Below are 26295 nucleotides of genomic sequence, written 5' to 3'. Positions count from 1 at the left end.
CAAAAACCATGGGATACATAATCTCTTTTTTAGCCATAAAAACGCTACTGACAGCTTGACGTCAGTAGCGTTTTACATGTAAAGGGGTTATTTTAGTGCGAAAGCCTGATGAGTTAGCCCAAATAAGAGCGAAGCATCCACATGTGTTTCTCCAAATCTGCTTTGTAGCCGATCAACAAATCTGCAGTAGGCTGGTCGGAATTACTTTCCGCCAATTCGATACCTTCCTGAAACTCCTCACATACCGTCGCAAAATCCTCAATCAGGGTTTGCACCATTTTTGGAGCATCTTCATTACCGGTAGCCTCTTGAATTGAGGACAGCTCCAGGTATTCCTTCAATGTTGCGGAAGGAGAACCTTTCAAGGCAAGCAAGCGCTCGGCAATCTCATCCATTTTCAATGTCACTTCATTGTATAATTCTTCGAATTTAACATGGAGTGTATAAAAGCTGGAGCCTTTCACGTACCAGTGATAGTTATGAATTTTTACATATAACACATTGAGGTTAGCGACTTGACGGTTTAAAAGTTCCTCCACCGATTTGGTTTGCGTATTTTTCGAGTTACTTGTTGTTTTAGCCATCATAAATCCCTTCCTTTTTCATCAAATTGACTTTCAGAAGCGTTTACGTATTCATCACCGTCCCTGCTGACGGTAAGACGCCAGCGGGCATTTGAATATCACCTGCCGGACGTCTGTTTCATATTTACCCTTTCTATACAGAGACGAAACAAAAAGAAGAAGCCCACCTCTTCCAATCCATCATAAAAAAAATGTACAAAAATTCAGTGATTTTCGTTATACTTTCTCTATCCTATCAAAATACTTGGTTTAATATTGTGATGTTTTTTCTTACCATTTACATGTGCGCAATTTACGGAGGTGACCTCATTGTCCAAATATCATCCCTTAACGACCGAAGAAGCAATCGAATTCGTGAAGAACATTCCCGGATTTTTTAGCCAGGAAGCTCATCTGGAATGCCGAGAAATCGGCGATGGCAACTTAAATCTGGTTTTTCATATTACAGATTCCAAATCTAACAAGAGTATCATTGCCAAGCAGGCACTTCCCTATGTAAAAATTGTGGGTGAATCCTGGCCGTTGTCGCTGGATCGCGCCCGTATTGAACGCGAGGCACTTCAGCAGGAGCACCAGCTTTGCCCCGAATTGGTTCCTGCGGTACTAGGCTATGACGATGAGCTTGCGTTAACCGTGATGGAGGATCTTAGCTCACACACAATCATGCGCAAGGGACTAATTGAAGGCAACACATACCCTCTTTTTGCTAATCATATTGGGGAATTTCTGGCACGCACGCTCTTTTTCACCTCAGATTTGGGCATGAATCAGCAGGCTAAAAAAGAGCTGGTTAAACGCTTTATAAACCCTGAACTCTGCAAAATAACTGAGGATCTGATTTTGGATGAACCCTACCGATTTTCAGATAATAACAACTATGGTATGTACATTGAAGACGAAGCAGAGGCACTCCGTACAGATCAGATCCTTCATCTGGAAGTAGCTTTGCTGCGAGAAAAGTTTATGACACGAACAGAAGCACTGCTACACGGCGACCTCCATACAGGTAGTATTTTTGTAACAGCTGAATCGACTAAAGTCATTGATCCTGAATTTGCCTATTACGGCCCCATGGGGTTTGATATCGGAGCGGTCATCGCCAATCTGCTGTTGAACTACGCAGCACAGCCCGGATGGACTTCTAGCGAGACGGCGCTAAAGGAACGACGTGACTGGCTCCTGGAGACCGTCATTCAAGTATGGGAGCAGTTTGAGAGCAGGTTTCGTACACTGTGGAACGAGCACGTCACCGATCATTTGGCACGTACACCCGGATATCAGGACTTATACCTCCAGAAAGTACTGCAAGATACGATTGGCTTTGCAGGGTGCAAAGTGATCCGCCGGATCATCAGCCTGTCGCATGTGGCGGATATCGATACCATTGCCGATCCTGATATCAAGGAAGCTGCGGAACGTCTCGCGTTATCGATCGGAAAAGCCTTGGTTCTCCGCAATCGCGAGCTTCATTCGATCCGGGAACTAGAAGACATTGTTCGGACAGCAACAGCGACCCAAAATAAAGGAGCATCACGCATATGAGTGAAAATAAAGAATCTCTTCCCGCATCCTCCCATGAAGCAACTGTGTCTGGACAGGCTCTAACTTCACTGGTGTGGAAGGGAAACCACTTGTCCATGCTGGATCAGCGTCTACTGCCCGAAAAGATAGTCATGCTGGATTTATTCACCACCGAAGAAGTGTGGGATGGCATCCATGCCATGAAGGTACGGGGCGCCCCCGCCATCGGGATGGCCGCAGCCTACGGTGTGGTGCTGGGGGCTACCTCCTATCGCGGCAATGACGCTGCTGAGTGGCTGGAGCATGTACACGCGGTGTGCAGACATTTGGCTACCTCACGGCCGACTGCCGTAAATCTGTTCTGGGCTCTGGACCGCATGAAGAAGCGAGCCGGCGAACTCGTCACAGAGGCTGAGGTGGGCCAGATCGAAGACTGGAATGCAGGGCTGGAGCGTGAAGCTATAGCCATTCAGGCAGAGGATGAAGAAGTTTGCCGCCTAATCGGCATCCATGCTTTACCTCTGTTCAAGGATGGGATGGGCGTACTCACTCATTGCAACGCAGGCGGCTTGGCAACAGCGAAATACGGAACAGCGCTCGCGCCTATGTATTTGGCTCAGGAAAACGGAATCCACCTGAAAGTATTTGCTGACGAAACCCGCCCCGTATTGCAGGGTGCGCGTCTGACCGCCTTTGAGCTTCAGCAGGCAGGCATAGATGTCACCCTGCTCTGTGACAATATGGCAGGCATGGTGATGTCTAAAGGATGGGTGCAAGCTGTCATTGTCGGTACAGACAGAGTCGCCGCTAATGGGGATGTGGCCAACAAAATCGGCACCTATAGCCTGGCAGTGTTGGCGAAGGCGCATGGTATACCTTTTTACGTTGCTTCGCCACTATCTACCATTGATTTACAGACCGCTACAGGCGCAGATATTCCGATTGAGGAGCGTTCTGCGGAGGAAGTTACCGAGAGCTTTGGCAAAAGAACTGCCCCACAAGGTATCAAAGTCTACAACCCGGCTTTCGACGTTACACCACATGAGTACATTACCGCCATCATTACCGAAAAAGGAATTGTCCAAGCCCCCTTTAGCGAGAACCTTACCGCTTTGTTTGCCGATTAATTGTTCTTGCAGGTTATACACTTCGTATATAATTCAAATAGTTCCACTCGATAGAATGAAAAATTTCACAGAAAAAACCGGAGCTGTAGCGCCCGGTTTTTTCTGTGAAATTTTTCTTTTTTGCTTTTATCCAACAACTATTACTAGGCTTCTTACACCAGTTTCAATAATGCTTCATAGCCTGGCATCCCTGGCTTAATTCCAAGTTGCTCAGCTTCCGTCGTCACTGACTCCATTGGTGCTTCCAACAGTTCCTTTAGTGTTTTTACCCCTACAGCACGTGCGGCCAGAATTTTCCGATCCGCCAGTCGTTCATTGAGCAATCCGACATCCAGCGCACCACACATGATGTAACCACGGGAGTTGGAGATCGTCAACAGCGTTGTTTTAGGCAGTTTGACCTCGACTCCGGTAAATGTATGCTCACCCACTTGAATGGGTTCCATGTGTATCATGGTTATTACATGCACCTCCTCTTTGTTCATCCGGGATATTTTATGCGGCATTTGCAGGTGGGTGTGGACACCCGTGGATACATTCAAAATTTTAGGAGGATGATGTATGTACAGCAAAACAGGCGACATTAAAAAGACTAGACGAATCGTTCCATCTAGTCTCTATGATCATCGTTAAGGTTCTAGCTCTGTGCTTTATTCACACTTCTTTAAGTACTGTGGCGGTACAAAGTCGGCAAGCCAAACACCATGGTTGGCTTTATAAAACTTCACTTGATTAGCTAATGCCTTTGCTGTGTCGACTTCGAGGATCACGAGTTGAAAGTTACTTCGTTTAACTAACCGTGTAATTGAAGATTCTCCTTTTTAACATCGTCTCTTAATTCTAGGGTAGATGAGAATTTTCCTTTTATCAGATGGATTGCTATGAAAAAAAGCCTACTCTCATTTTATTATCAAAGGAGCAAGCTTGGTTCATATTATTGAATTACTTTATGATTCAAATGTCATCTTATCGGGAAATATCCCCCCTTCTTTAACGAAGCAACGTGCCATCCGCTGTGCAGCCCTATCAAAATAAAATTTATTTGAATGGCTCTGATCTGGTAAAGGTTCAATTTCAGAGAATAACTTAGTCTCTTTGTTCAATTGAATTTTCCCCATAATGTGTTCATTAGGGCCATATCTATAAATAACTACATTCTCATCTTCATGTTCTTTTAAAAAGTAAAACAAATGCTCCCATTATAAAATCTCCTCTACTCTATTTCCCATGGACGACCCGACCTTACCGCAGCTTTATGAGCAGTCTCATAGTCTGTTTTAAATATACCCTCAAATCTGGATTCAAACAATTCATGGTTAAGCAAATCCATATCTTTTTCTGTTTGTAATCCTTTTTTGTAATCTGTCCCATACTTGAGCTATTTCGTAATCAGAGTTATCACATATACCGTAGGCACTTCCATAGACCGACTATAAGCAGAATATGAAGCGATAACGGATATAGTAGGGAGTTCCAACATATGGTAGTATAGAAGATAGTATACAAAGCATAGATTTCATGTGATTTCTAATAGAAAAGTTCATCATTGGAAGGAGCAACTAAATGGAACCTAATTTTAAACTTAAGAATCTAAATGGTGAGGAAGTAACCATTTTTGAATTGCAAGAAGCAATGGGAAAAGGGGAGGTTACTTCTAGGGAACTTGTTATGTACTACATGTATCGTATTGCAACACACGACCAGAGTGGTCAAAATATAAATTCTATAATGGAAATCAACCCAGATGCGATTTTTATTGCAGAAGCCCTAGACAAAGAAAGAAAAACAAGAGGAATTAGAGGGTATTTACATGGTATACCTGTTTTGTTGAAAGAAAATATTGAAACAAAGGACAAAATGCGGACGAGTGCAGGAGCGTTGGCACTGGAAAACAACATTAGCGAAACGGATGCCTTTCTTGTAAAAAAACTTAGAGAAGCTGGAGCCATTATCCTTGGAAAAACAAACATGACTGAATTGGCAAACGGCGTATCCTCAAAAATGTGGGCAGGTTACAGTTCTAAAGGCGGACAAGTATTAAATCCATACGGTGACTTTTTCGTGGGTGGGTCAAGTTCTGGTTCTGCTGTAGCTGTGGCGTCAAATTTTACAAGTGTTGCAGTTGGAACGGAAACTTCAGCATCAATTTTAAGTCCAGCTATTCAAAACTCGATTGTTGGTATAAAGCCTACAGTTGGGCTTATAAGTCGTACAGGTATAATACCTTATTCCTATTCTCAAGATACCGCTGGAGCAATTGCACGGACCGTATCAGATGCGTCAATCTTACTTAGTGTACTTGCAGGTAAAGACGATAATGACCCTGCTACATGGAAAAATGATGATACGATTGACTATTCAACTTACTTAGACAAGAATGGCTTAGAAGGGGCGAAAATTGGGGTTTATAGAGATGTACCATTAGAGCAATTTCGTGACCCTGACGAATATGATAAAATATTATTTAATAATACTGTAGAGGAACTAACAAAAGCGGGAGCAATCGTCATTGAAGACATTGAAATGCCAGCCTTCGATAGGAAATGGAATTGGAACAAGTTGAATAACGAATTTAAGCATGGTCTTGATAACTATCTCCGAAACCTTCCACAAAGTATGCCTGTACATACATTTAGTGAATTGGTTGAGTGGAACGAAAAAAACTCCGAGAAGGCTTTGAAATATGGACAAGATTTACTGAAGAACCGTCAACATTTAGTGAATCCATTGAAGAATCCGAACTATATATTAGAGTCTTTAACTGATTTATATTATTCCCAGAATGAAGGTATAGATTATGCCATAGCGAAATACGGATTGGATGCAATTATGTTTCCATCATATGTGGGAGCAGAAATTTGTGCAAGGGCAGGGTATCCATCAGTAGCTGTTCCCGCTGGCTTCAAAGACAACGGCAGACCATTTGGAGTTACGTTTGCAGGAAAGGCATTTAGTGAACCTATGCTAATTCGTATAGCATTTGCATATGAACAACGAACAAAACATAGAAAAAAGCCGTTACTCAGTTATAAGTAAAAGAGAAGTTCCATGCAAAGAAACCACTCCATTGTAAGGAGTGGCTTTGTCTTTATATAGAGGTATATTTTGTGGTCAAATTGTACTTTGTGTTTAAATACACTACGGTACGGTGAACCGTATCATATATTCAAATATCATGGCTACGCCATACTGCCCGTTAGCTTAATACCAGCAGCCAGTCTACAACTTTGTTTTCTTGGTCTAAAACTTTATTTTCACCGGACATCAAGTTGTAACGACATCGTTACATTGGACAATTCTGTCCAGCGAAGAATAAAAGTGAGACATCACAATTTCGTACCTTCCTAAGTGAAGGAGTATTTCGCGAAGCAAGTAAAATAGCAGGGTGGACAGAATTGTCCAGCGAGGTATCGTGTCACTTGGTGACATATATATATAGTGACAACAATACAATTTGGTTTGCCCTACTTTGAACCTCCTACGTTTAACTTAGCAGCCTAATACTGAAATTGTTTAAGTATTTGGCGACAGGGAAGAACACCAAGAAGGTTCCCCGAAATTTCCCTAGAAGCTTCCCAATGACGCATTTGGATACAAAAAAATCCAGTCACCGTCAATATGTGGACAACTGGATGGTAAAATTGGTGTTTTATATGGAGTACTGAAGATAATATAGAATAATTCACCTTTATTTTAAGAAGAAAGAATCCAGCAAAATAAAGATTTTAGTGAGTAACAAGTTAACAAATAAAACCTCCTCAAATATATAAAGATACTCAAGGAGGTTTTATACAGTTTTAAATATTAATAAGTAACCCATCCTGCATAAGTGACTGTCCAAGTGTAACCTGTTTGTCCATCGACTGAACTCAGCGTTAATGTTCCACGATATGGATCTACGTTATAACTAGCGGTTGTTGGAATGTCTCCAAGGGTAGGGAACTGAGATTTTGGTAAAACTATTTGCCAAGTAATATATTTAGTAGCAGCAGGAGCTACTGCACTTTCTGTTGATACATTGCTCGAATTTGATGTTACTGCTGTTGCAGCAAAAGATGTTGATCCAAGAGTGAAACACGCTACAACAGTCAACAGGCCAACTAAAAGTTTCTTTTTCATCTCTATCATCCTCTCATATTTGGGATACACGTTTATCATAGTGATTTTTTTACCATAAGTAAACAATATATTGAAATAAATGTTAATATCGATGAACATTCTGTGAACAGTCATTTAAATTTAAAATATATCGTGTGTAAAATTGATACTTCACATGAACTTGGAATGAATTAAACATATATTGTCCTTTGTACGCTCTCACATTCGTTTTAAGGCAGTTATTCACGTTATAAACAGGGAAGTCTCAAAATCCCCGTAACTTTAATCAGTGTTGGCTTAATGCTCTCCTTTGAGCTTATCTTGTTTACTATTCTCTCCTGCTGATATTCATAATCTTTTAAGATCATTTCATAATTCATAGTTGTAGTTTTTTTTCTCTAGAATAAATTTCCCAGAACCACTGTTACGAAGAATGCTATATCATTCGATCATTTTGTCCATATACATATATCTTCTTTTTAATAGATTTTTTATTCAACTCAAACAACCATTTGAGCAGACCTCACAGAAGTAAAATGCACAGTCACATGCTTGTTCCCCTTAAAAAGGTCACAAATGCGGTCACAAAATTCAGTCATTTATAAGATTTTAATAGAATAAATCAGTACAGATCAGTAAATGAAAATTGCTATGAAAGCTTGTCCCGCTTGACTTTACGGCTTAAACAGCGGAAAATTTCACTGCCCCAAATTCGGTACATCTTAGACGCACCACACATGATGTAACCACGGGAGTTGGAGATCGTCAACAGGGTTGTTTTAGGCAGTTAGACCTCGACTCCGATAAATGTATGCTCACCCACTTGAATGAGTTCCATGTGTATCATGGTTACATGCACCTCCTCTTTGTTCATCCGGGATATTTTATGCGACATTTGCGGGTAAGTGTGGACACCCGTGGATACATTCAAAATTTTAGGAGGATTATGTATGTACAGCAAAATAGGCGATATCACAGAGACTATATGGAATGATTTTGTCTAGTCTTTGTGATCATCGTTAATGTTTTGGGTTTACGTTTTATTCAAGCTTCTTTAAATACTGTGGGGGTACAAGGTCAGCAAGCCAAACACCATGGTTGGCTTTATAAAACTTCACTTGATTAGCTAATGCCTTTGCTGTGTCGACTTCGAGGATCACTAGTTCTCCACGTCTTTTGCCTGCTAAAATTGCAAACTCAAGCAATTCAGACATATGTATATACTTTCTCCCCATCGGCTTAATTCCTTCGGTGAAAATGTTATGGATTACCTTTGTGTTTGTACCGTGATAGAAAATCGTTAGTGGAGTAGCTTCCTTATAATTCAATCTGCCTGCACTGTGCCCGTAATTAGCTCTTATGTACCCATTAACCATCTCATATCTCTGCTTTGGACAATAGCTTACTACTTGCTTGATATCCGACTCACTGACCTCAGACCATCTGTTCTCTGATTTTACAGGTCTTGAATGTCACAATAACCCTCATGGTCTAGCTCAAGACCAAACTGTTCTGGTGTATGCCTAAGAATCTTACTCATAAGTTTACTGAGGCTCTCTTCTTGTTTTGGTGTTAACATGATATACTCCTTCTAATAAAATATTTGTCTATCTATAATAACCTATCCGATGATTCATAACGCCTTGTGAAGTAAAGTACCAAACCTCCGATAAGGGAAATGTAGCCCCAATCCACAAGGGAAATACTCGAAAACACCTTTGATTAAAGCCATGATAAAAAATTTCCGATTCATAAATCCCCCCTCCTCTCTAATAATGTACTTTATTATATTAAAATAGTTAGATTCTCACATGAATTTTCCCCATACCAGTCTTCATCAACATTATATTCGCTTAATTTATTTTACAAAAATCGTACTATCTGTGTTCCCTTTTTTATATCTTCAATGTCTCCTGAATCCTTTACATTAATTCCAATTAGCGGATGGTTAGCAATGGAGAAAGAAATGCTTATATCCAATACGTCCAGTTCGCATTTCGTTCCATCTATCTTATCTACTTGTATTTTTGAACCTATCAAACCTTTCAAATTGGTATGATCCTGCTTATCTGAACCAAGATTTGTTCCAATTAAAATGATTCCTTTATTGGGTGTTTTAATAATATCGTCTAACTTCATAATCTCCAAAAGAGAACCTCTCCATTCTAACGTTCATGTATGAACAGTATATCTTTAACTTCCCTAATTTTGATACCTTCGTTTTTAATCTAGTAATTCCATCTCTTAATAGCATAATTCTTTCTAATTGGGTCAAATCAGGAGCAAATCGTGCAGCTCGGATACTTGCTTGGGCTTCGTCAAGTGCAAAGTTCCTAGTTATAACGTTAAATTAATCATCCATAACCTGGAAGTATCTCCCTGCTAGTCCTGCTTCATAATGTCCGACAACTTCATGCGCTATTGTTCCATGACCAGTAATCCGGCTATTAGCTGCTAATTTACCTGTCGCATTAGAAGGTAATACATCATTATTTATATTGAGAATCGTATCAAATAATAATCCAGTAGGAGATGTGTCATTAGGCCCCGCTACACAGATATTTTCTTGTGGCATCCCTAATTTTTTTGCATACTGAGTTAAACCTTCAATTTGTGCTACAGTTAAAGGCACTTCATTACGCAGGCCATTAGTATCAATAATTTTTCTTGCATTGTCCGCCTCTTCTATTATTCGGGTAGTTCCATCTTTTAATGGAGTATATTTTATAGACCCTGATAACCCAATTTTAGGCTTAATAACTGAACTAACTCCTCTAAACAATCCTGCTGTACCGATCATATTAGCCCAGTGTTCCTTCGACCACGCATTGGTAGGATTAAATGCTCCCTGAATCATACCCGTTATTCCAAATGTACCGAAATTGAGCATGTCATTCCATGAATCGTTTTGTTTAGCTGCCCGTTCCATGTACCCTTGATACATTCCTTTTGGAATACCATATGACATAGTGTTGGAAAAGACTTGGATAAATTGAATAATAAAAAGGGCAACCGAAGTCGCCCTAGATATTCTAATTATTCAACTTAACTCTTCAAATGCTTTAGTTACACAAATCTATTTACTGTCTTCTTCCTTGATATAAGTAGCGTCATATTGAATGATGGCTTTTGTTTTATCCGTAGTCTTTGAAACGTCGTAGACTATTTCATCTTGATTGAATTTATCTTCATCATGGAGAGATTGCGGTTTTTTTACAAATAATGCATCTTTAGTATAAATTTTATCAGGATGATTAAGTCCTTCTAATACACTATCAGGGACTACTGCTTTTGTAACACTCTCCATTTCTTCTGAAGTATCATCACTAGCAAAAACATTATTACTAATAACTACAGCAAACGTAACAGTAAGGGCAGCCAACCCCAAAAATTTTAATTTAACCATCACTTCTTTCCTCACCCTCCATCACCAAATTCCCAGCCATTAGGTTCAACAACTCTATAAACTTATCAATAAATTTTCGTGATCAATGTTACCTTTAGTAGCAAAAACTGCTCCGCTAATTTTTATGCCTTTTTTCATGGAATCCTCTCCTTTAATTGATATATAGCTTATAGCTTGTCGTTGCTTTTCCAGTTGAAATTTAAGAGTTTGCTTTCTTCTTCTTTTACTACTTCGCTTAACCTAACTACAAAGTGTTTTTTAAGTAATACCTTAAATAAAAATTAGCTGGTTCACTTTCAGGTTTATCGTTGTATATAACATTATCATTCAGTACTACGACAAATGGTTCCACACTATTGATGTACCCATCATAAATATACAAATCAATGCCCTTAAAGTTTCGTAAGGGAAAGATCATCCTCAACTCAGTGGAAAATACTCAATTGAGAAGGTTGATCTAACTTATTCATTTTTCCAAATAAGAGACCCTTCAGAAGATGTGATCATGCTAGGGGGGGGCGTCATGGAGAGAAATTTCAATAAAGGAACTTTTTCCTTTTTATAACCATTTATATATACTTCCTTCATCGTTATTTGGCTTAGATACTATTTATTTAACGTCAATAACCGCAGCATCATATTCAAGGAACCCATTATCATCTTCATCTAAATTATTGTTTGTTTCATAGGTGGTGTCCCTAGTACCAATAATCTTTAATCCATTTTCCCAATCAATTGTTAGTTCTTCTTTTGGTACTGAAATAATAGCTTTAATTAAAGAATCATATCCCATATATTCCTCCTTGGTTTAGGGCGCTGCTGGTACAATATGTGCGCCATCTCTATTGTAATGAATAATTCCTTTTGTTGTTTCCTCGAGCTACCAGTATCTCTATTATAGTACTTCCTAGTAGATTTTCCGAAATCAATCCTTTCTCGTCCGGCTTTAAACATATCACCTTCTCCAGAATAACTATCAAGTAATTCTTGTGCGGTTTTGTTATCACACCCTTTAGTTCTCTTTTTCCAGAAAACAGACTACCATAAGAATAAAAACAATAACTTGATGTTTTTTGGAGGGTTGTGAATTGGTAGAAAAATTTGAAAAGACATTCGTTCAATTAGCTCAATGCGAGCTGTCTCCAGAAGAGCGGCAAGCATGGTGGGAAGAAAATAAAGTTCAATTGGAAAACACTTATCCCGTGGCGTTTTTCTTAAACTCAAACCCATCAAGCACGACTTTCGATGGGTGCCTATCCTTGCCAGCCAAAAGAGAGCCGTCGAATATCTTTCGGCGAGAAACATTCCATTCGAAAATTCCGATCTATACCAACAACACTATGGAGCTGAATTCAAAGCCATTTCGTAAGATTCAAAAAGAGCAGGATAAGATTCAACTTGACCATCTTAACAAAAAGATACCACAAGTATTCCAGACATATCTAAAGTTTGCGACTTCGCTTAGAAACGTTTACAGTAATTCGGATGTTTTGGATGGCGGCGCATCTTTACATAAAATTGAACAGGTAGAAGCGTCATTAGATTTTCAACTGCCAAGCGATGTAAAAAAAGCATTTTGAAGTAGTTGAGAATATTTCAATTGAAGGTACACGTTTAGAATTGGAATCATTACGAAAAATAGATATAAAAGAGAAGCCCTATATCGTTTTGGGTGAATTTTGGAAAGAAGCTGACGGGGACTTACTGCTGATAAAGCGAAAACCGGACCGGTAAGGGGGTATCCCTATCCGATCCGGTCCCGTTTTCCTTCGTCACAACACAGTTTGTTTCTGGTATTTTTCAGTCTTACGATCCTTTTTAATCACTTTACTGTTATTCCTATAATCATCCCATGAATCTAGACTCAAATAAGGCTCTCCTTCGATGATATCTTTTACTTTGCTGTGCTGTTGTTCTTTGAATAGCTCAATCATTCGAATTAAATCATTGCGATCCAACAGCTTCACTCCATTATAACTGGCTAACTGTTCACACGAGGTTGTGTATTTACTTGAAGTAATCACAATAGATTTCTTAGCTCTGTAAAATCGCATACAGCTATACACTTCTTGAACCGCACCCAACCCAACAGGATTGGTGACTGCATACCGTTTGGCCTGAAGGACATTACGGTATCCCTCACGATCTGTAAATACCAAATCTGCTCCAAAATCTCTACTGTCTTGTGTCTTATACACATCACTATAACCCAAGAAATTGAACAGCTTGCACAAATAAATTTCAAAATCCTTGCCATCTTCCATACGATCAATTTCGCTTATGCCGATTTTGTAAGGATCAATATCCTGCGTTACTTTATATCGCTCTTGGACTTTGGGCCTTTTAAGAAAACGTAACAGAACCAAAGCAAGTAATACAGCAATGACACCAACAACTATAAATATGTACAACTCTGCTCCTCCTTAGCTATTCAACCCTTTTTCACACTTGCTTATAATACAACAAATAGGTACAATTTACCATTTAAATTCAGAGAAATATAGTAGATTAGAAACAAAAATGAGTCTAAATAAAAAGGCAACAGGTAATACCTGCTGCCTCACTTCCTATTATTCAGCTTCCCTTAATGTTTTTAAAGCTCCAGTAAATGAATTGTCGATCGACATAATTTCTCCATTAACTTGATTGCTAAATTCGGACTCCGTAAGTTTATCTTTTCCTGCCGTGTGATTCTTAATGAATTTTATAAGGTCTGCTTTCTGTTTTGCAATATCCTTTAAAACTTGGTCACTTTCTCGCTTGTAATTTTTAATACTTTTACTTAGTTCCACCTTTGCCACGCTGAGCTGCTTCTTTAATTTATCGCATTCAGCCTTGGCTTGAGCTATTACCGCTTTACTAGACTTATTTTTCACTTCATTTTTATAACGTGCAGATGCTTGATTTAATCTTTGCGTTAGCTGGCGAACTTCTGCTCCTAGAACAGCATTAAGCTTTTTTTCTGCAGCTTTAATTTCTTTTACACGATCTTTGTAATTCTCAAAATATATTCTTTCGATTTCACTTGTTGACATAGCTTTTGTAGATGTTGCCGCCAATACTTGTGATGGAATTAAAACAACAAACATTAATAATAGTAGAATAGCTTTCTTCATATGTATCCCCTTGTCTGGTAATAGTATAATTATCATAAGGGAAATGAAGGGAATAGACAATATATCTTATTTTATTATCATGATATTTCTAAAGAAGCGTTAGAATGATTACAGTAGAAATGCAAAACAAATAATAAACAAAATTCATTAAATACTTTTTCAAGCATTTGGAACGTAGCTCTGAACTCTCTTCACCAATTTCATTTATAGTTTCCTCGATGATTTCCCTTATCTTCATCCAAATCTTTGTTTAAAGATTCTTCCATCAAGTTATAGCTACTTTTTAAGTTCAGATTAACAACAACTAAAGAATATACATCTACTATCTTTAATTCCAAGATCCACTGGTATATGGGTAATATTTTGCTGATTGCTCCTATACAAATTCCCGTCAGTACCCAAATACTTTCTTCCTATTTTAATTTGTGCGCTCTATCCGTTATAGGAGTTGCTTGTAGCAAGCTCAAATGGAGAAAGCTTACTCCTATTTATTGTTAAGGGAGCAAGCTCAAAAATAAATTATTTTGTAACATTAATTATCTTTTCAGCGATTGACCGACATTCTTCAATACTTTTGTCGAATTTCTTTTTAAAAGATTGAGCGAATACCGAATGAATCTGCTTTGCTAATTCTTCAACAGAGTTTGTTTCCTTACTTTTTTCATGGATTCTACGTATTTCTGAATAATATTCCTCTTCTAATAAAGGATATATTTCGACGGGGTTCCATTCATTAATCATTTGTACAATATCATCGTTCATTTCTATACACTCCTACTCTCCAAATAACGATTTAGATAGTGTTTTATATGCATCATCATACTTACTCTTAGGAATAACTGTAACAAGTGTCCCGTCGTTAGCAACTACAGCAGCACCTTCTTTTGAAAAAAACAAATGCTTACTACCATTATTCTGGGAAAGGGCCTTCCCATTCTCCACTCAAGAATCTGCCATTTCTTTGGTTACGCCTCGCTCTTGCATTCTTTCTAAAGTATGATTAGAGGAATTATGTAGTATATAACTGGAAGAAAAAATATTTCACAAATATCAAAAAAGGTGTAGTCATTAAGTTGACTACACCTAATTAAATATCATTTGTCATTGTATGTTAGAGAAACATGAAGATAGCCATCTCTTATACCAGGTAAACCATCCGTTTCTTTTATATCTAAAAAATCAAGTTTTTCTCTCCAAGCTTCTCTTTCTTTATCTTTATAAGTGTTACCGTATCTATCAAAAACATAAGCGATAACTGATGCTTTTATTTCAACGCTCCCCTTTGAAATACGTGTCCATTCTGTCGGTGCAACTATTTGGTTACTTAAAGGAGTTATTTCTTTCCCCGAGACATTCAATACAAACACTTTCCCTTGATTTCCTACAAGCGCTACCTTCTTCTTAGCATCCCATGAAACTGAATCGACATAACCACCAAACAAATCTTTTATAGGTATATATCGGGACTTATAATTAAATTGTTTCCCTTTTTGCTTATATGAGATTGTTAAAGCCGTGTTTTTAAGATTTGAGTTGTACGCATGATCAGCTTTTTTGGCTATTGAATCACTAACACTTGCTGCTTGTATAATTCCTCCTAAAACAAAAAATAATGAAAAAGACAATAAAAATATAACTGCTTTTCTCATAAATATCCCTCCAAACCTTTTCATTAAGTAGCTGATAACCTTAGTTAGGTCAATACCTATTTCAAAACATATACAGGCACTGACCTAACACTACAATATACTTAGAAACCTACAGTATTAACTGTTACTGTTTGGTAAGGTACACTACCAGATTTACTTATTGCTCCACTAGGCGTATCACACGTACCAAACGTTTTTCCATTATACGTGTGACTACTTAAAATGCCTTGTGTCAAATCAGTTGTTGATCCATCTATTCTCGTAACCTCAGTACCAGAATAATTAACCGTTACTTTACCAATGTCACCACCAGAATAATTCTCTTTAGCTAAAGCTGTAACTCTTTTAACAACTAAATTAGAAACCTCAGAGCTACTCAGTGGTTTTGAATAAGTAAAGAGAAGGTACTGATTTGTACCATTAACATTAGTTCCGTTCACAAAGTACTTAAAACGCGAAGTAGTAGTATCATAAAAAACATTGCTTATAACATTAGTACCTGCTTTGTATCTAGGAGGAACACTAGTGGAACCATCTGGAATAGGATTCTGTAGCGTACCCTGCGGATGAATAACCGCAGTATAGCTGTTTTGTGCTTGACTATACTGTAACCCAGCTTCAAGCTTAAACCCACTCAAATAAGAAGAAGAAAGCACATCTATACCATTATATAAATATCCAGCTACACTTCCATTAGGTGCATTAATTGCAGGATAGGAAGGTAAAGTAAACGTTGTTCTAATACCTTTATATCCAGTAGCCGTTACTTGTCTAGCAAAAGCTCCACTATTAGAGCCTAAAATATTGGGATCGATAGTTGCTCTTTGTAGAGCAATATTGTTTTCTACACCCTCTTCCTTTTTATTTAAATCAATTTCATTAACAACTTCCCCATTTTTGTCATACACAAATCCATTGTCATCCATTGTATAAATATAGGCATTATCCAATATGTTTTCAAACTCATCTTTTAATGATTCATTATTGTATGTAGACTCAGATGCAGAAATGCTTTTTTTATTCACTTTAATACCAAACTCGCTTAAGTAGTCATTCTGATCTGTCTTGTTCAGGTGTGCAAGTTCATTAAGATGGTAATTCACTTGATCAATACGATCCTTGTCAATTTGTTGTTTGATGATCTCTTTATCCAATGGTACAGCACTACCTTCTGCTTTTACTGAGGTGAGAGGAGCCATACCTATAATTAAGGCCAACCCCGCAATTGCTAAATGCTTTTTCATCTAAAAACCTCCCAATGTTTGATAGACACAGGATATAATATACAATGTTGTATATTGATTTACAATATTTTTTTCATAAAAAAAGGATTTTTTATAATAATTTTTAAAAAATGCGAACAATTCATTGTCACATTTACAAAATAAAAAGGTTAGACGGACAGCCCGTCTAACCTTCACTTAATTTTCATGGTTTAATGCATATGAATAAACGCTCCGAACTATTTATACAAATGTACTAACTACCAATGTGCCAGCTCTAAACTTGAAACCAACCACTTTGAGCTGCCGATGGTATAGTTGTAACTTGACTACTCGTTGATTGTGTACTTATGACTAATACTAATAAGAAAGTCGTCGTGCATAGCTTTCTAAATTATGATACTCCGTCTTGGCTTCAGTTAGGACAAATTTCTGATAACGTTCGACAATTATCCTGTAACGAAGGATTGAGCGTTCATCATTAATTATAATTGATTTCCTCATACCATCTAATAAGAACCGAACTCCCTTTTCGTACTGGCCTCTGGATAAACAATATTCAGCCAATTCACTCAATACGCCAACAAGCTTCACTATGTAACAAGGGGAAACGAAATTTCGTTCCACATGCATAGGATTTCGAATATCGCGTTTCACGATAATTAAGTTTAGCTTTCATACCTTTCGATTCAGAGGGTTAGAATTACGATATGGAAATTCACCATGTCTGGATTGGCAACGCACGTCCACAATGGACACGAGTTCAATTATAGCGTTACTCAGTGTCACGCTATTTTCAGAACGCAAAGTTGGCTGTGAAGATTGTATGTAAACTTGCTTTGGGATTACCCGAAACGAAGCGTCAAAGTTGGAGGTTGGAAAGTTAAGGTTACCATCAGCAAAATTATCCTTTGGGTGGCACTTGATGACACCCATTTCGTTATGTAAACAATACTATCAGCTATGACCCCGTGAAAGCTTCCCAATGACGCATTTGGATACAGAAAAATCCAGTCAGCGTCAATATGTGGACAACTGGATGGTAAAATTGATGTTTTATTCAAAAATATGTTAACTTTAAAGGCCCCTCTATTATTTAGGAGGGCAATGCCAGCGAACACATTAACGACTCCGTTGGGCTTGTATGTGGTTGAATACGAACGGCTGCTGTGGTATGTGCTTCTGCCAAATTTGAAATCGAATCGTAAGAAACATATTTTGAGGGTCTGTTTAAGCAATTAAAATAGGACTAGTCAGAAGGGAATTCCCTTCCGACTAGTCTCTTTAAATTACTATTATCGATATTCTCATAGTGAAGCAAAACCAATGATTTTTAATAATAAACGTAGAATGATCCATCGTTTATATTTCCACCTACGTAAATTTTATAGTAACCATATAGTTGTGTTTTTATATATTCTTTACCCTTTATTTGTCCTAAAAATTTTTCACCACCATTTGGGTCGACAGCATAAACTGGAAAACTTTTGGTAGAAGAAGCATTAACCACAATCTTGATAGCCCCAGTCATATATATATCCTGAGTTGAACTTCCGATATCTCCCCATTCTGTTCCTTGAAAATCAAAAGTTCCAACGTCCTGAATTTCCTGTGCTGAAGGGGTATTATTAGTAACGGCTTCGTCAGCAAAAACGGCTTGTATAGGTGTTAAGATCATCATCAAGGAAGCAAAAGCAGAGATTGATATTTTCTGAAATTTTCTCACATTTAACATCTCCTTTAGGAAATAAATTGAGAATCAAAATTACCAATTAATCTAATGATTTTACAATAGATTAGCTAAACTTCTCGAAAACATTGTGTATAAATTAAACCGTTTACTCCTCCTCCAACGTTTGTATCTTGCAATAAAAAATATACAATATTCTCTTTGGAAGAAACAGGTTCTTTCTTTATTGTCATTTAATAAATTGTTATTTATTGTAAATATAAAATTTGATAAATCCCCCCCTTTTGTGAAGAAGTATTGTATTTTGTTTACTTGACGAGTGTTCAGTGACAACAAGTTTACCCTATCATTCTCTTTAAGAAGGATATCTTATTGCCTTTCAATTTCAATTATTGTTAATGTGTAGCTGATGAACTGGTATCAATACGTTGTACATTGAACATATATACCTGTTATACGCTCTCATGTTCATTCTAAAGCTGTTATTCACTTTATGAATATGGAAGTCTCAAAATCCCAGTAGCTTTAATCTGCGTTGGCTTAACGTTCTCCTTTGAGCTTATCTCATTTACTTTACTCTCCTGTCGGTACTCGTAATCTTTTAAGGTCATTTCACAATTCACAGTTGCAGTTTTTCTCTAGAATAAACTTTCCAAAACCACTGTTCCAAAGAATGCTATATCGTACGATCATTTTGTCCATATACAAATATCTTCTTTTTAATAGATTTTTTATGGCTCAACTCAAACAACCATTTGAGCAGACCTCACAGGAGTAAAATGCACAGTCACATGCTTGTTCCCCTTAAAAAGGTCACAAATGCGGTCACAAAATTCAGTCATTTATAAGATTTTAATAGAATGAATCAGTACAGATCAGTAAATTGAAAATTGCTATGAAAGCTTGTCCCGCTTTACTTTACGGCTTAAACAGCGGAAAATTTCACTGCCCCAAATTCGGTACATCTTAGACGCACCACACATGATGTAACCACGGGAGTTGGAGATCGTCAACAGGGTTGTTTTAGGCAGTTAGACCTCGACTCCGATAAATGTATGCTCACCCACTTGAATGAGTTCCATGTGTATCATGGTTACATGCACCTCCTCTTTGTTCATCCGGGATATTTTATGCGACATTTGCGGGTAAGTGTGGACACCCGTGGATACATTCAAAATTTTAGGAGGATTATGTATGTACAGCAAAATAGGCGATATCACAGAGACTATATGGAATGATTTTGTCTAGTCTTTGTGATCATCGTTAATGTTTTGGGTTTACGTTTTATTCAAGCTTCTTTAAATACTGTGGGGGTACAAGGTCAGCAAGCCAAACACCATGGTTGGCTTTATAAAACTTCACTTGATTAGCCAATGCCTTTGCTGTGTCTACTTCGAGAATCACCAGTTCCCCACGTCTTTTGCCTGCTAAAATTGCAAACTCAAGGGATTCAGACAGATGTACATACTTTCTCCCCATTGGCTTAATTCCTTCGGTGAAAATGTTATGGATTACCTTTGTGTTTGTACCGTGATAGAGAATCGTTGGTGGAGTAGCTTCCTTATAATTCAATCTGCCTGCACTGTGCCCGTAATTAGCTCTTATGTACCCATTAACCATCTCATATCTCTGCTTTGGACAATGGCTTACTACTTGCTCGATATCCGACTCACTGACATCAGACCATCTGTTCTCTGATCTTATTCCTTGCATCAGGTCTTGAATGTCACAATAACCCTCATGGTCTAGCTCAAGACCAAACTGTTCTGGTGTATGCCTCAGAATCTTACTTATAAATTTACTAAGGCTCTCTTCTTGTTTTGATGTTAGCATTGTATACTCCTTTAATAAAATATTTGTCTACCTATAATAACTTATCCAATGATACATAGCGCCTTGTGAAGTAAAGCCCCAAACCTCCGATAAGGAAAGATGTAGCTCCAATTAAAAAACCTCTTAGACTGTATCTGTTATAAGCCTCCAATATTTTTGCAAGTCCCAGCCCACAATGAAAATAACTGAAAATACCTCTTATCAAATCCATGATAAAAATTTCCGATTCTTAAATCCCTCCTCTCTCTAATAGTTGTCCGATGAAAATAAAGATTTAGACTGGATTTGTTGCTCCTAAGCTGATTCTGAATTGCTAAATCGTCAGACTTGGAATAATAAGTTTTAGACTGACCCAAATATAAAACCAGCGGCAGTCAAGGACCTGAAAATAAAGTCCTAGACTGCCGCTGGTTTATTGAACTAACGTTCTCTGTTAGCGTAACAAGTGGTGTAAAATTATTTCATGCGATAAGACTGGCTGTTTTGATAAATTTTATTTGATACAAGATGAGGTTCTTGTCATCCGCCGTACCGATCCAGCTAGTCGCGCTGCCACGCCTCGAAGGACTTGCCACTTATACTCTGCAGCGGCTTGCCACTAGGGAGCGAGAACATGTCACCCCCGTTGATATCTACAACCGTTTCGGTGCTACCGATCGGCTTGCCGTCAGTAAGAAACACCGAGGTCGATAAATTCTCCCTGAATCGCTAGGCTTCCAATCGCCTTAAATCGTTCCACCTCTATGGTTTTGCCGAAATAATTGGCTGGATCAACGTCTTCCATCAGTTCCATTCGACCATATCTGGCGTACGGGTCAGCACTTTCCGATGCGACTGTCGAGAATCCTCTCTATCGCTGGATATTCCTCGAATCTTCGTTCGATGAAACGTTGAATAACCGCCCCGTAAAGGGGCGGTTTTCTTATGCTTGCATGAATGCTTCTAACGGCTCCAGAGTCGAGAACGTCTTCTTTGCATCCTTCTTCCGTTGTTCATCATAGAGTTTGGTCAACTCTACGAATGATTCAGCTTTAATCTTCGTATAACTCGATTTGGTGTATCTGTTTATGTACGTCTTTTGCCCTTCCTCTTCAACCCACTCGTAAACGACGTCATATTTGTCCCTCAGATTCTTCAAATGAAGTGCCCGGCGCAACACTGCATAGTGTTCTTCAATGGCTTCATCGCATTCTTCCATAATCTTCTCGTATGCGCAGCCAACTCGCATCAGAATCTCTGATGCCCGTTCATCGCCGTATCTCGCGAGAAATTCCTTCAACGAAACCAGCGCATATAGCGTTATTTGTTCCTTGTCATTCGGATTCTTATATTCATAACAGCCTACAACCAAATTGCGGTCGGTCATTTCCTCCTTACTGAATTGCATCTTGAACAAATACTCGAGTGTCTTCTGCTTCATAACGGTTTCCAACATCTGTTCTTTATCAATCTTGATGCCTGTTGTCACCCACGGAAACGGTAGTTGGCCGTTACTTTCACGCGATAAGCTACCCCTAATATTTAAAATCGGTAGACCCGTAGCAATTGCGTACGACCTATTATATCCTTTGCCCACGAATATTTCCTGTTCTTCTCGCATGTGTCCTCCCCCTCCTTTTAGTACCAAGTTCCATTCGGCGCGTAGTGCCACCAGTTGTCTGCGAAGTGAATCTTCGCTCGATTCCAGCGAATTGCGATCCAAATTACCCTCCGCATTTTCCAGTAATTTCTTGGTTAAGCTATAGTTCTCCGTTCGTATTATGAGCTGTGACCTACGCTTACGGGCTTTGCCACTTCACTTCCGCTCTTCCAATCCCGCTCTGTCCATTGTCAGGTAACACTTTTATTTCCATCTCTCCAGGTACTTCATGAATCTCCGTTACAATCGGTTCAGACGAACCGAGGAATAAGATCCTATAGTAAACTATTATTGCATATCCATAAAACCACCACTTTTTTGTGTTGGTCTCCTATTAGTTCGTCACCGCTGCTTTTCATTAACCCGCGAAGATACTTCTGGGATAAATTGTATCATATGAGAACCATAAGTCCATCTAATGGTTGCGTTATCCTGCCCGTCGGCTAACGCCGGCTGCCAGTCTACAACTTTATTTTTCACGGTCTAATGCTTTGTTTTTCAGTCTAACACTTTATTTTCACAGAACAATAGTCTCATTAGACTATTTTGTTCTTCCCATAATTTTAAGAATGTATCATACTTCATAACATTCACGCACCTTCTGTATACTTTACCCATATCGCTAAGTTAGTAGCCTGACTGAAGACTCTCCTGTTTAAACCCGCCTCTTAATTCTTAGGTGCATGCAAATTATCTTCTTTATCAGATAAATTACTATGAAAAAAGCTTGCTCCCATTTTATTGTTAAAGGAGCAAGCTTATAGATATTCATTAATCGTTGTAAATTATATTGATTTAGGATTTTTATAGCACCAGTTTGGATCATAAGGCAGAGATCTAAACTTCTGCATATCCTCCCAACTGTAAACCCAATCATAATCAGGAATCCAAAAATAGTCAGTAGGATTAAGTTTGAGATATTCATATATAAATCGAAAAATAAGCTCTTCAACACCATAAACATCTTCAATATATCCTACTTGGTACAAGGACAAGCTTGAATCTAATCCACTAACATCCTCATCATGCTCATAATTAATTTCGTGATTTTCAATTCCGTCAATATAGAATATAAACTGCTGGTTATTTTCAGTACCTAGTGGGTTATAAGAAATATTTAGAGTTGTTGAAAAAAACTGCTCGTTCTTATATTTTTTATCATTGTCAAAATATAATCCAGCATCTGCATGAAAGGCAGCTACGATTGCATCTCCTAGTAATTTCTCAGGTGTATATTTTTCTCGTTCTATTAAAATAAAAGCCGAACTCCCCATCACTTAACCACCTTTCTTAATTCCTCCAAGGAATTTACAACAGTTACTCCTAGTTTCTTGATATTATCTAATTTTTCTATATTGCTTTGAGATAGATTGCCCAAAGGCTTATCAATATAAAGTATAACTTTCTTCTGTTCTGGATTAAAATAAAGCTTATCAGTTGTAATTGTCATTTTCTCAAGTTGTCCTTCTTTAACTGCTTTAATTGAAGCCTTAACCTCAATTAATTCATTTTTTGTAACTACATCTAAATCACCTGCAAGTTGACCATCTTTCTTTAATATTTTTTGTCCAAAACCTGTGACTTCCCGTTCTTCTTTTAAAAAGCCAGCTACTTTTGCTTCAGTTGCCTTTCCTACATCTGAGCTATTCATAAAGTTCTCAATATCCCGGTTAATATTTTTGGGATGTTGATCAACCCATGTCAATTCATTGCCAGCAGGGTTTGTATATTTTGTCTTATTTCCTTCCTTAATTATGCTACCCATATTATTATTGTGGGTTCCCTCGATCACATGTGGAGCCTTTTCTGCCTTAGCTCCCGAAGAAGGGGTAGATTTTGATGAGCCTCCGCCTTCTCCTTTCACCATCTGCCACAATTCGGCTGTTTTTTCTCCTATTCCACTTGCACCTTTAAATGCGGTGGTACTTCCATGCGCTGCCAAAGCTGCAGATCCAATTAATCCTGGTACTCCAACGATACTTCCAACTCCTGTAGATGAAACAGCAACTGATAATCCTTCTCCACCTAGTCCAGCTACTACCTCACCGGCGCCCTGCAATGTCGTAGCTACGTGACCGAGAATTTCGCCTACTTTAGCTGCCATAGGATGATCATAATCCCGTTCTTTATCAGGCAGTATCCCTAAGGTTAAATCTTCCTGAATAGCACCTTTTGCTCCCTGTGCAGTATCCCAGAAAATTTCTCCTTGTAGCTTGCTAGCTTCCAGTTGGGCTTCGGCCTTGGTAATCTCCGCTTTTCCAATCTGTTCAAAAATTTTATGTAACCAACCTTCACCGCTGGATGCTGTTTTGATAGGTACACCATTCCCTGGCACATCTAATACGACTTTTTCCCCGTCTACCTGTGTGAAGTTATTTGAAATAAAGATGAGTTCTTGTGCAACCGTAGAAAGTCGTTCAAGCGTTACACTCATGGATTGTCGAGAAACCTGAAATTCCTGAAAAAATCTTTCTCGGGTAGCTCCAGACCAGCCTTGTTGGACAAAATCAATTCGTCCACTCAGAAAATTCAGCATACGATCCATTTCATGCTTTCCGTGTAAGAACTGATCAGCCACTTCCATCAATTTGTCAGGTGGAACTAAAATTCTCCCCATTCTACCACGCTCACTTTAATTTTGATGGAAATAATCCTATCAGAAGGGGTGATTTAGGAAAATCCATCTACTATCCTGTTATTTCCTTTTAATCCATATGAAGTTCGAACTGAAATAAACAATTCTATTATGTCTTAAGTATCACACTCCCTTGTTATAAGTTATTTAAATCAATGAGCAGCACTGTTAGCTTTCAAATCTCGAACAACATACCCTGTAACTCAGGAATCAATGTCAGGTGTAGTTTTGAACTTAAAAGCATTTTATTTGCAATTGGAATGGTGGGATCAGCTTACTCTTCCTCTTCGTTAACCGCTTTAATCAGATCTCCATAGACTGCCCTCGTATGAGCAGATGCATGTTCTTTAAAATGTGTAAACAATCTCATACATCTGATTGCTTGTATTCTATTATTAGCTTCAGCAGACTTTTCCAAACAGCTGAACAAAAATGTGAATCCTTCCGAAAACCTCCCCTTGCGCAAAAGATAGATCGCCAACTCCCTTAAAAAATGAGTAAAACGTTCTGTAGTGAATTGTTGATTGTACACGCCCGAACACTCAGGATTATCCAGTAATGTGAAAATTTCCGTTTCAAATTGTTTTAGAATATGATCAACATCTAAATGAAATCGATTTGCAGCTTCAATTACATTATCTAATCCGGGAAGTGTCTCTTCTTTTCTTGAAGAAAAATATGTTACATAATCAGCCAATATACCAACTTCACCAGCATGAAGCTTATTTACATAAGCGTTGGCTTTAGCCCATTTTTTAAATCGCTTTTTCCATTCCAAACTGATTTCATCGGTTTCCTTCACCCAACTTAAATCAGCATATTTGTACGTATGTTGAAGCGCCTTCTCATAATCTTTATGTGCTTCACACACTTCAGCACGAAGCAGATGAGAAAACGCCCAGTAAGCAAAAGCTGGAGAAACAGGTTTCTTTGAGTTCTCTTTTTTTACATTATTACTTTGATCTAACTTATATTGAATATCTGCTTTTATCTCCATTGCTTTAGCGAATAGTTCTACTTTATCCCATTTTCGTAACGAACGGTATGTATTCGCCAAGTCTTTTAATGCCTCTAACTGATCTATCTCATCTAACCGTTCAACGTAAGGCTCAAATTGAATGGCTGCATCATAGTTTTTCTCTTGATCGTCTCCAATACGAATCGTAAACAATCGATACTGGCAAACCGCCAAACGTTCTGAATACTGATACTTTTCCCCTTCTGACACGTTTTCATAAAGGAACGCCGCTGCTTCAGTATTACCCTTTTTAAAAGAATCCTCGGCTACTTCAAAAAGTGAAGGAAGATAAACAGGATTATCTAGCAACATACCTGCAACTCTTCGCAAGCAATCAAGTCGTCCTAACTCCACGCATCGGTACAAAAAAGGGCTGATTCTTCGCCAGTTGAGCGGTTCTTCCTCAATACATTCATCAATATAACGTTCATAAAAATAATCCGGTGGTAAATCCATTCCCATAGTGATGCGATCTAGCTGGTGAACAGAAATAGACCGGTTGCCCGTCACAATGCCACTAACTGTACCTACATTCAAATCAATCATGTGACCAAACTCGGTCATGGTTAAGCTTTTCCGTATCAGATAGGTTTGTACTTCTGCTCTAATCGTAGGTGTGATCTCCATAGATAAACCACCCTTTCAACATAAACTCGACATACAACACACATAACATTTTTGCACTTTTTACATATATTTCTCAAAAGAAGATTTTCTCATATTGCTTATATACAGCGAAATAGGTAATAAAAAGGC

Annotated in this window: 23 protein-coding genes and 4 pseudogenes; 4 read left to right on the top strand and 23 right to left on the bottom strand. The window is 38.2% G+C overall.

The features are described 5' to 3' along the window. Positions 1-113: 113 nt before the first annotated feature. Positions 114-584 carry a Dps family protein gene (locus tag ACH59B_RS08430; RefSeq protein ID WP_013309551.1) on the bottom strand — a complete coding sequence of 157 codons (471 nt, stop codon included), beginning with the start codon at positions 582-584 and terminating at the stop codon, positions 114-116. Between the two features lie 309 nt (positions 585-893). Between ACH59B_RS08430 and mtnK the strand changes: the two genes are divergently transcribed. Further along, the gene (gene mtnK, locus ACH59B_RS08425) at positions 894-2126 is read left to right on the top strand and encodes an S-methyl-5-thioribose kinase (RefSeq protein WP_025364500.1); all 1233 of its coding nucleotides are present in this window, start codon (positions 894-896) and stop codon (positions 2124-2126) included. After that, positions 2123-3232, top strand: a complete 1110-nt coding sequence (gene mtnA, locus ACH59B_RS08420; protein ID WP_090887731.1) for an S-methyl-5-thioribose-1-phosphate isomerase — start codon at positions 2123-2125, stop codon at positions 3230-3232. The genes mtnK and mtnA overlap by 4 nt, the downstream gene beginning before the upstream one ends. A gap of 152 nt (positions 3233-3384) precedes the next feature. Here the strand turns inward: mtnA and ACH59B_RS08415 are convergent, their stop codons facing one another. Continuing rightward, entirely contained in the window at positions 3385-3687 is a 303-nt protein-coding gene (locus ACH59B_RS08415; RefSeq protein WP_123797037.1) for a YunC family protein, read from the bottom strand. 1108 nt (positions 3688-4795) lie between these two features. On the opposite strand from ACH59B_RS08415, the gene ACH59B_RS08410 reads away from it, so the two are divergent. Next, the gene (locus tag ACH59B_RS08410) at positions 4796-6268 is read left to right on the top strand and encodes an amidase family protein (protein WP_016819581.1); all 1473 of its coding nucleotides are present in this window, start codon (positions 4796-4798) and stop codon (positions 6266-6268) included. A 768-nt stretch (positions 6269-7036) separates the two neighbouring features. On the opposite strand, the gene ACH59B_RS08405 is transcribed toward ACH59B_RS08410, so the two are convergent. The 8 genes and pseudogenes from ACH59B_RS08405 to ACH59B_RS08370 all read right to left on the bottom strand — a co-directional run bounded on the left by ACH59B_RS08405 (position 7037) and on the right by ACH59B_RS08370 (position 11592). Then, on the bottom strand, positions 7037-7351 hold the full coding sequence (locus ACH59B_RS08405) for a hypothetical protein (protein WP_100212680.1): 315 nt from the start codon (positions 7349-7351) through the stop codon (positions 7037-7039). A gap of 706 nt (positions 7352-8057) precedes the next feature. After that, positions 8058-8177: pseudogene (locus ACH59B_RS08400) on the bottom strand (DUF1805 domain-containing protein); the annotation flags it as partial. 193 nt (positions 8178-8370) lie between these two features. Further along, positions 8371-8909, bottom strand: a pseudogene (locus tag ACH59B_RS08395) (RNA 2'-phosphotransferase). 284 nt (positions 8910-9193) lie between these two features. Further along, positions 9194-9469 carry a hypothetical protein gene (locus tag ACH59B_RS08390; protein WP_225164900.1) on the bottom strand — a complete coding sequence of 92 codons (276 nt, stop codon included), beginning with the start codon at positions 9467-9469 and terminating at the stop codon, positions 9194-9196. 26 nt (positions 9470-9495) lie between these two features. After that, positions 9496-10310, bottom strand: a pseudogene (locus ACH59B_RS08385) (WXG100 family type VII secretion target); the annotation flags it as partial. A gap of 96 nt (positions 10311-10406) precedes the next feature. Beyond that, positions 10407-10736 (bottom strand): hypothetical protein, encoded by a 330-nt coding sequence (locus ACH59B_RS08380; protein WP_225164864.1) that lies wholly within the window; start codon positions 10734-10736, stop codon positions 10407-10409. 610 nt (positions 10737-11346) lie between these two features. Further along, entirely contained in the window at positions 11347-11529 is a 183-nt protein-coding gene (locus ACH59B_RS08375; RefSeq protein ID WP_225164863.1) for a hypothetical protein, read from the bottom strand. Positions 11530-11544: 15 nt separating this feature from the next. After that, positions 11545-11592, bottom strand: a complete 48-nt coding sequence (locus ACH59B_RS08370) for a hypothetical protein (RefSeq protein WP_249507498.1) — start codon at positions 11590-11592, stop codon at positions 11545-11547. Positions 11593-11824: 232 nt separating this feature from the next. Between ACH59B_RS08370 and ACH59B_RS08365 the strand changes: the two genes are divergently transcribed. Further along, the gene (locus tag ACH59B_RS08365) at positions 11825-12316 is read left to right on the top strand and encodes a hypothetical protein (protein ID WP_123796968.1); all 492 of its coding nucleotides are present in this window, start codon (positions 11825-11827) and stop codon (positions 12314-12316) included. Positions 12317-12508: 192 nt separating this feature from the next. Here the strand turns inward: ACH59B_RS08365 and ACH59B_RS08360 are convergent, their stop codons facing one another. The 13 genes and pseudogenes from ACH59B_RS08360 to ACH59B_RS08300 all read right to left on the bottom strand — a co-directional run bounded on the left by ACH59B_RS08360 (position 12509) and on the right by ACH59B_RS08300 (position 26166). Further along, positions 12509-13147, bottom strand: a complete 639-nt coding sequence (locus ACH59B_RS08360) for a restriction endonuclease (RefSeq protein ID WP_123796967.1) — start codon at positions 13145-13147, stop codon at positions 12509-12511. Positions 13148-13306: 159 nt separating this feature from the next. Further along, the gene (locus ACH59B_RS08355) at positions 13307-13852 is read right to left on the bottom strand and encodes a hypothetical protein (RefSeq protein WP_123796966.1); all 546 of its coding nucleotides are present in this window, start codon (positions 13850-13852) and stop codon (positions 13307-13309) included. Positions 13853-14371: 519 nt separating this feature from the next. Continuing rightward, positions 14372-14614, bottom strand: coding sequence for a DUF1871 family protein (locus ACH59B_RS08350; RefSeq protein WP_123796965.1), 243 nt, complete (start codon positions 14612-14614; stop codon positions 14372-14374). Between the two features lie 332 nt (positions 14615-14946). After that, complete coding sequence (locus tag ACH59B_RS08345; protein ID WP_123796964.1) at positions 14947-15501, bottom strand: hypothetical protein; 555 nt, start codon at positions 15499-15501, stop codon at positions 14947-14949. Between the two features lie 101 nt (positions 15502-15602). Next, on the bottom strand, positions 15603-16745 hold the full coding sequence (locus ACH59B_RS08340; RefSeq protein ID WP_107735294.1) for a hypothetical protein: 1143 nt from the start codon (positions 16743-16745) through the stop codon (positions 15603-15605). A gap of 1312 nt (positions 16746-18057) precedes the next feature. Then, on the bottom strand, positions 18058-18450 hold the full coding sequence (locus tag ACH59B_RS08335) for a hypothetical protein (protein WP_123796963.1): 393 nt from the start codon (positions 18448-18450) through the stop codon (positions 18058-18060). Positions 18451-19385: 935 nt separating this feature from the next. Then, positions 19386-19505 (bottom strand): annotated as a pseudogene (locus tag ACH59B_RS08330) (DUF1805 domain-containing protein); the annotation flags it as partial. A gap of 193 nt (positions 19506-19698) precedes the next feature. After that, the gene (locus ACH59B_RS08325) at positions 19699-20247 is read right to left on the bottom strand and encodes an RNA 2'-phosphotransferase (RefSeq protein ID WP_123796962.1); all 549 of its coding nucleotides are present in this window, start codon (positions 20245-20247) and stop codon (positions 19699-19701) included. Between the two features lie 667 nt (positions 20248-20914). Next, the gene (locus ACH59B_RS08320; protein WP_016820444.1) at positions 20915-21040 is read right to left on the bottom strand and encodes a hypothetical protein; all 126 of its coding nucleotides are present in this window, start codon (positions 21038-21040) and stop codon (positions 20915-20917) included. 129 nt (positions 21041-21169) lie between these two features. Continuing rightward, positions 21170-21949, bottom strand: coding sequence for a hypothetical protein (locus ACH59B_RS08315; RefSeq protein ID WP_225164862.1), 780 nt, complete (start codon positions 21947-21949; stop codon positions 21170-21172). 722 nt (positions 21950-22671) lie between these two features. Then, on the bottom strand, positions 22672-23160 hold the full coding sequence (locus ACH59B_RS08310; RefSeq protein ID WP_016820446.1) for a hypothetical protein: 489 nt from the start codon (positions 23158-23160) through the stop codon (positions 22672-22674). Beyond that, on the bottom strand, positions 23160-24503 hold the full coding sequence (locus ACH59B_RS08305) for a WXG100 family type VII secretion target (protein ID WP_404303619.1): 1344 nt from the start codon (positions 24501-24503) through the stop codon (positions 23160-23162). The genes ACH59B_RS08310 and ACH59B_RS08305 overlap by 1 nt, the downstream gene beginning before the upstream one ends. Positions 24504-24795: 292 nt before the next feature. After that, positions 24796-26166, bottom strand: a complete 1371-nt coding sequence (locus ACH59B_RS08300) for a helix-turn-helix domain-containing protein (RefSeq protein WP_017426699.1) — start codon at positions 26164-26166, stop codon at positions 24796-24798. Between the last annotated feature and the right edge of the window lie 129 nt (positions 26167-26295).

The organism is Paenibacillus sp. DP01, assembly GCF_044784315.1.
Taxonomy (GTDB): domain Bacteria; phylum Bacillota; class Bacilli; order Paenibacillales; family Paenibacillaceae; genus Paenibacillus; species Paenibacillus polymyxa.
The sequence above is the reverse complement of the archived record's forward strand: the minus strand, read 5'-3'. Positions and strand labels throughout refer to the sequence as shown.

Excerpts from the sequence above, each read along its gene's own strand:
- ACH59B_RS08430 (WP_013309551.1), bottom strand. The coding sequence starts at position 584 with ATGGCTAAAACAACAAGTAACTCGAAAAATACGCAAACCAAATCGGTG.
- mtnA (WP_090887731.1), top strand. The coding sequence starts at position 2,123 with ATGAGTGAAAATAAAGAATCTCTTCCCGCATCCTCCCATGAAGCAACT.
- ACH59B_RS08415 (WP_123797037.1), bottom strand. The coding sequence starts at position 3,687 with ATGATACACATGGAACCCATTCAAGTGGGTGAGCATACATTTACCGGA.
- ACH59B_RS08410 (WP_016819581.1), top strand. The coding sequence starts at position 4,796 with ATGGAACCTAATTTTAAACTTAAGAATCTAAATGGTGAGGAAGTAACC.
- ACH59B_RS08405 (WP_100212680.1), bottom strand. The coding sequence starts at position 7,351 with ATGAAAAAGAAACTTTTAGTTGGCCTGTTGACTGTTGTAGCGTGTTTC.
- ACH59B_RS08390 (WP_225164900.1), bottom strand. The coding sequence starts at position 9,469 with ATGAAGTTAGACGATATTATTAAAACACCCAATAAAGGAATCATTTTA.
- ACH59B_RS08380 (WP_225164864.1), bottom strand. The coding sequence starts at position 10,736 with ATGGTTAAATTAAAATTTTTGGGGTTGGCTGCCCTTACTGTTACGTTT.
- ACH59B_RS08375 (WP_225164863.1), bottom strand. The coding sequence starts at position 11,529 with ATGGGATATGATTCTTTAATTAAAGCTATTATTTCAGTACCAAAAGAA.
- ACH59B_RS08355 (WP_123796966.1), bottom strand. The coding sequence starts at position 13,852 with ATGAAGAAAGCTATTCTACTATTATTAATGTTTGTTGTTTTAATTCCA.
- ACH59B_RS08350 (WP_123796965.1), bottom strand. The coding sequence starts at position 14,614 with ATGAACGATGATATTGTACAAATGATTAATGAATGGAACCCCGTCGAA.
- ACH59B_RS08345 (WP_123796964.1), bottom strand. The coding sequence starts at position 15,501 with ATGAGAAAAGCAGTTATATTTTTATTGTCTTTTTCATTATTTTTTGTT.
- ACH59B_RS08340 (WP_107735294.1), bottom strand. The coding sequence starts at position 16,745 with ATGAAAAAGCATTTAGCAATTGCGGGGTTGGCCTTAATTATAGGTATG.
- ACH59B_RS08325 (WP_123796962.1), bottom strand. The coding sequence starts at position 20,247 with ATGCTAACATCAAAACAAGAAGAGAGCCTTAGTAAATTTATAAGTAAG.
- ACH59B_RS08320 (WP_016820444.1), bottom strand. The coding sequence starts at position 21,040 with ATGGAACTGATGGAAGACGTTGATCCAGCCAATTATTTCGGCAAAACC.
- ACH59B_RS08310 (WP_016820446.1), bottom strand. The coding sequence starts at position 23,160 with ATGGGGAGTTCGGCTTTTATTTTAATAGAACGAGAAAAATATACACCT.
- ACH59B_RS08305 (WP_404303619.1), bottom strand. The coding sequence starts at position 24,503 with ATGGGGAGAATTTTAGTTCCACCTGACAAATTGATGGAAGTGGCTGAT.
- ACH59B_RS08300 (WP_017426699.1), bottom strand. The coding sequence starts at position 26,166 with ATGGAGATCACACCTACGATTAGAGCAGAAGTACAAACCTATCTGATA.